The organism is Endozoicomonas sp. (genome assembly GCF_051008435.1).
Classification (GTDB): Bacteria; Pseudomonadota; Gammaproteobacteria; order Pseudomonadales; family Endozoicomonadaceae; genus Endozoicomonas_A.
Map to the genome: position 1 here is coordinate 1 of NZ_JBPCXO010000101.1, position 5,623 is coordinate 5,623.

Annotated in this window: 5 protein-coding genes and 1 other RNA gene; 2 read left to right on the forward strand and 4 right to left on the reverse strand. The window is 49.2% G+C overall.

Annotation, left to right across the window (positions count from 1 at the left end; genetic code table 11):
* Positions 1-297 precede the first annotated feature (297 nt).
* A complete protein-coding gene (locus ACR2PX_RS04510; protein WP_433998172.1) occupies positions 298-906 on the forward strand; it encodes an acyloxyacyl hydrolase in 609 nt (202 codons plus the stop codon).
* A gap of 68 nt (positions 907-974) precedes the next feature.
* The gene (locus tag ACR2PX_RS04515; RefSeq protein ID WP_433998173.1) at positions 975-1,886 is read left to right on the forward strand and encodes a hypothetical protein; all 912 of its coding nucleotides are present in this window, start codon (positions 975-977) and stop codon (positions 1,884-1,886) included.
* Positions 1,887-1,915: 29 nt separating this feature from the next.
* On the opposite strand, the gene recR is transcribed toward ACR2PX_RS04515, so the two are convergent.
* The 4 genes from recR to ffs all read right to left on the reverse strand — a co-directional run bounded on the left by recR (position 1,916) and on the right by ffs (position 5,390).
* Positions 1,916-2,515 carry a recombination mediator RecR gene (recR, locus tag ACR2PX_RS04520; protein WP_433998174.1) on the reverse strand — a complete coding sequence of 200 codons (600 nt, stop codon included), beginning with the start codon at positions 2,513-2,515 and terminating at the stop codon, positions 1,916-1,918.
* A 99-nt stretch (positions 2,516-2,614) separates the two neighbouring features.
* A complete protein-coding gene (locus ACR2PX_RS04525; RefSeq protein WP_433998175.1) occupies positions 2,615-2,941 on the reverse strand; it encodes a YbaB/EbfC family nucleoid-associated protein in 327 nt (108 codons plus the stop codon).
* Between the two features lie 186 nt (positions 2,942-3,127).
* Positions 3,128-5,137 carry a DNA polymerase III subunit gamma/tau gene (dnaX, locus tag ACR2PX_RS04530; protein ID WP_433998176.1) on the reverse strand — a complete coding sequence of 670 codons (2,010 nt, stop codon included), beginning with the start codon at positions 5,135-5,137 and terminating at the stop codon, positions 3,128-3,130.
* A 156-nt stretch (positions 5,138-5,293) separates the two neighbouring features.
* Positions 5,294-5,390, reverse strand: an RNA gene (gene ffs / locus ACR2PX_RS04535) — signal recognition particle sRNA small type.
* Between the last annotated feature and the right edge of the window lie 233 nt (positions 5,391-5,623).

The following is a 5,623-nucleotide window of genomic DNA, read 5'->3' on the forward strand; positions in this document are numbered from 1 at the left end:
TTCCTCAATGTTGAGTGGTCAGTACCCAGCAAGCGAGCTGCTTCACCAATCTTGACTAATCTCTTATCCATAGTGTGAGATTATGATAGATAATCATAGATTACTCAATACTGTTTCAAACCCTTCCACACTGCTTGATTCGGTCTGCATAAAAATCCTGCAACCGATTTCAGCCCTATTCTCTAGTCTCACTCCCCAAAAATAAACTCTCTGCAGGCCTTGTATAAAGTTCCGACTTTGTCGAGCGATACCCCATGCATGGACGCCACCAAGATAACAATATCCAGGGGGAAGTGTATGAATAGAGCAATTGCCAGCCTGTGCTTATCACCGATGCTGTTGATCCAGACACAGAGCGCTCACGCTGAGGACTTTGTCCCTGATGGCGTCAATGTCACCTACGGCAACTACCTGACTGTTGTCTCAGGCCGCTCTGCGGATTACACCAATCTGCGTCTGGGCATCACCTGGGACTGGAAAAAACACTTTTACCAGTCTGATAGTATGCTCCTTAGCAGCTACTTTGAGTTGGCTGCCAGCTCATGGAAAAGCAACCTCACAGCAAATGACAATCCTAGCCCCGACGGTAAAGATAAGGCTACAGCGATCAGCTTTTCTCCGGTTTTGAGAATGGCATTTATGCCCAATGCCAGCTTTCATCCGTTTATAGATCTTGGGGTGGGTGCTGCCTACCTGTCTGAAAAGGATCTGGAAAAAGAGAAGAAATCCCCTATTAACATGGGGGGGAACTGGCAGTTTGAAATCCGCGCCATGATGGGTGTTGAGTTCGGTTCTGAACAGCAATTTGAGCTGAGTTATGGCTGGTATCATTACTCCAACGCCGGATTACACAGCTTGAACGAATCCATTGATTTTCATGTTGTGACACTGGGCTACAACTGGTAACGACTCAATCAGCAATATTCTGAATCAGTAGCTAGAATGGATACATCACGGAGTTCTGGTGTATCCCTATGGCTGTTGGTCTCTCTACTGTACTTGGTTTTTTCGCTGCATGGATTCCCCATGATTCTCCCTGGGTGGAAATAGCTACCGACAACCCGGAAGACTTCAACCCTCAATGCCGCTATCAGGTTGAGCTGGAGGAAGCCTGGTTCTTTGCAGCCGCCGTTAATAAAGATGCCCTACTGCTCACACCCTTTGGCAGCCTCAAGAATGCTGAGGCCTATGTCCTCAAAATTTCTTCGGCTCAGAAAAACTCACTGATCATAGAAAGCAGTGGTAGCACAAGCACACAATCCCTTGGCTTTGAGAGCATTCGCCGGTGGTGCCCGGCTACACCCACCAAAATAAGCTTAAATAACAACAGCAGTTTTAATCTTGACTGCCTCCATTGGGTGAGCGAAGAACAGACTTTTTATAATTTTCTACCCACCGGCTATGACAAATCACAGCTTGAGCTTATCCCAAAAGATTTCGACGGTCTTAAAACCGTTGTTGAAGCTAATATTCAATCCAACAGGAAAAACACCACCGTTATTCATAAAGCCGATGGCCGTTCCAGTGTGATACGAACCAATACCATACTGAGCCAGTGCCTGGATGTAGAGTGGAAGGACTTTCCTGATCAGGATTCCACCAAAAAAGTGATTGAGGAAGCCAAAGACGGGAAGCTACAGGCAAGCAGCTTCAGCAGAGATTGTTTTTATCGGGTGCAGCTTGATCAGGATCCAAGTTGGCAGATGGCTTTTGGCACAGACAACGGAGGCTTCACCCTCTATATCAACACTTATTTTCCAGATTCTGTTACCGGCACCCAGAAAACCATTGAGTGGATGAGTACAGATCAATACACCCGAACACGAAAAGGGGAAGAAAAAACCACAGGCAGCGTCAAGCGCATTCAATACTTCTGCCCGAAGTAGTGAACCTCGTCCAGAATACTTAGTCTGCTTCAGAGCTCCAGCTTTCGACGGCCCGCCAATGCGTGGGCTAAAGTGCCTCCATCGACATATTCCAGCTCACCTCCCAGCGGCACACCGTGGGCTATCCGGCTGGCTTCCACGCCCATAGTCTTAAGCTCTTCTGCAATAAAGTGAGCAGTTGCTTCACCTTCAACGGTTGGGTTAGTGGCAAGAATCACTTCTTTTACCTGGTAGTCAGCCACTCTCTGCAACAATTCAGTAATTCCGATTTCATCAGGTCCGATACCATCAATAGGTGACAGGTGCCCCATAAGAACAAAGTAGCGACCCGAAAAGCCTCCAGCCTGCTCTAACGCCATGACATCAGAAGGATTTTCCACCACACAGAGCGTTGCCTTTTCCCGACCTGGATGACTGCAAATATCACACAACTCACTCTCGCATAATGTTCGGCATAATGTGCAACGCCCTACGCCTTCTGCCGCCTCGGTCAAAGCTTTTGCCAGCCGAAGCGCTCCATCCCGATCTTTTTCAAGCAGATGTAAAGCCATTCTCTGAGAGGACCTGGGACCTACCCCGGGCAGACAACGCAGAGATTCCATCAATTCCTTGATCAAAGGACTGAACATAAATGCACTCAAACTCCTGACAGGGCTTACCTTATTTCGATAAGCCCTGAAATCAAACGACTATTCAAAGATGTCTTCAGCCAAAAGCATCGCAGCTGTTTAGAAAGGCATTTTGAAACCGGGGGGTAAACCCATGCCCGAAGTCAGGCCACTCATTTTATCTTTGCTGTTTTCTTCCACTTTGCGCACGGCATCGTTGACAGCAGCTGCCAGCAGATCCTCCAGCATTTCCTTGTCTTCTTCCATCAGGCTGGGATCAATGTCCACCCGCTTGACATCATGACGACCGGTCATGACCACTTTTACTAAACCTGCGCCCGATTCACCGGTGACTTCAGCGTTAGCCAGCTCTTCCTGAATACGCTGCATGTCTTCCTGCATTTGCTGGGCCTGCTTCATCAGGTTACCCATACCGCCCTTATACATAAGAACTCCTTTACGTTAACATTTGCCCATCGACTCAAAACAGTCATGAACTGAGAAAAGCGATGAACCAGGAAGCTGAACGAGAATAGCGCTCGAGATAAGTTCAATAGAGCGAGCTACCTATTCCCAGCCAACCTCATAGGGATATTCAAGACCGGATGATCGGAACACCCGGCAACCCATCCATTACTTAATGACATTACCCACAGGCTGGATACTGTCTTCAATGACAACCGCCGAAAACTGATTGATCAGGCTTTGCACATGCTGATCATTAAAGATACTGGTGCGTGCCTCAGCCATTCTTTCGGCAATTTTGCGCTCTCGCCAGGCCGCCGGTGTTTCTGCATGAACCTGGCCAATTTCTACCTGCAGTCTGAGAGGCTGATCAAAATAATCACTCAGAGCCTTCTCAACCCTTTGACGGTGGGTGTCGTTGTATAGCGTACTTCTTCCACGATCCAGACGCAGATCAACTCTGCCTGCTGAATGGCTGACGTATTCGCAATGTGAAGCAATAGTTCGAGTTACCCCTCCCAGGGGTAAACTTCTGAATACCGGCACCCAGGATTGAGTATCCAGGTCTGCCAGAGAAACCCTCTCATCCGGTGCAAGGTTTTGAACCGGTTCTGCTTCTAATAACTCAGGCTCAGGATCTGGCTCAGTGGCTACTTTTGATGCCAGTTCCGATGCATAGGCTTCATAGGTTGAAACCGGTGGAGGAACATCATCGTCCTCTTCTGCATCCTGATAAACGTGTACCGGAGGTGGAAGCTCGGCCACAGCATTCAGTTCAGGTTCAAGTTCAGGTACTGATACTGGTGCTGGTGCTGGTGCTGGTGCAAAATCATCCGGCAATGGATTATCTACGACACCCGACACAGGCTGTTGCACAACATCAACCTGCGAAACAGGTTCATCAGCAACCGGTGGCGGTAATTGACTAGCAGAGCCAGCTACTTGGTGTATTGTCGCATCCGGTTTCAGATTCGCCGCCTGCTCAACATGGACAGGCTCAGGCTCCGGATCAGGTGAAGATACAACAGGCTCTGAGGCTGTTGATTGAGCGACCACTTCGCGGTTGGTACTTTGCGGTGTCTGAATGGCCACAGGCTCTGGTCTAAAGGCCAGCATTCTGAGTAACGCCATCTCAAAGCCGCCACGGGGCTCCGGTGCCAAGGGCAGATCCCTTTTTCCTACCAGGCCTACCTGATAATACAGCTGAACATCTTCAGCCAGCATATGGCCCGCCAGTTCAAGAACTTGTTCACGGTCACCCTGACTATTATCCACTGCCTCAGGCACCGCCTGGGCAATAGCGATACGATGCAACATGGAAAGCATGTCATCCAGTACAGCGGCATAATCCGGCGCATGCTCAGCAAGACTGGCCACAGCCGCCAATACTTCAGGCGCTCCACCTGAAGACAGGGCTTTGACCATTTTCATGACCTGCCCCTGATCAATCGTACCGAGCATAGCACTGACTTCCTGCTCGGTGACCTGACCATTACCAAACGCAATAGCCTGATCGGTCAGACTCAGTGAGTCCCTCATACTGCCATCTGCCGCTCTGGCCAACTGCCAAAGTGCCGGACCGTCAAAAGGTATGGATTCCTGACCGAGAATGTTTTCGAGATGGCCGACAATCCGTTCCGGTGTCATGTTCTTCAATCCAAACTGCAAGCAGCGAGAAAGAATGGTCACCGGGAGCTTCTGCGGATCAGTCGTAGCCAGCAGGAATTTTACATGGGGAGGAGGTTCTTCCAGCGTTTTAAGCAGCGCATTGAAACTGTGCGCCGAAAGCATGTGCACTTCGTCAATCAGATAAACTTTATAACGACCCCGGGTTGGAGCGTACTGAACGTTATCAAGCAGCTCCCGAGTGTCTTCCACTTTGGTTCTTGAAGCCGCATCCACCTCAATGAGATCAACAAATCGACCTTCATCAATTTCACAGCAGGCAGCACATTCCCCACAGGGGGTAGAACTGACTCCTGTCTCACAGTTGAGGCATTTGGCAAGAATACGGGCAATGGTGGTCTTACCCACACCCCGAGTGCCAGTGAACAAATAAGCATGATGCAGCCGGTCCTGGTCTAATGCGTTGACCAGTGCCTGCAATACGTGTGTCTGGCCTACCAGTTCCTTAAAAGAACGAGGTCGCCATTTGCGCGCAAGAACCTGATAGCTCATTGAAAAGCTTGAATTCCGGTAACAGAAATTGAAGACTCTATGCTAACCAAGAAAAGGAAAGAATGCACGGTTCAGGGGGTTCAGAAAAGAGATATTACAAAGGCAGGATAAAGCGGATCAGGTAATACTAAAAAGCTTTATACAGATGGAGGCAAACCCTGCCAGCCACACCCCGGCACATGGTGTCACTGCTACCGTTGCTCCCTTCCGGGCCTGGCGGAGTTCACAGTTGACCATTGCGAGGGGACCGACAGGGCCCACCACTAAACAGACGTCTCGTCTGGATGCAGCGCATTTTCCACAAAACACCCTGCTCCGTCAACCACTTATAACGACTCAACCCCTGAGCCATGGTCATAAACATCTACTCAGAGGCTTCTAGGAGTCTGTCGGACTTAGCCGACCGTAGCGAGGAAAAGTCCTGTTTGAGACAGTTTTTATGATTATTTGAGGCGAATAGCGAGCTATTCAACGAAAAGAATCATA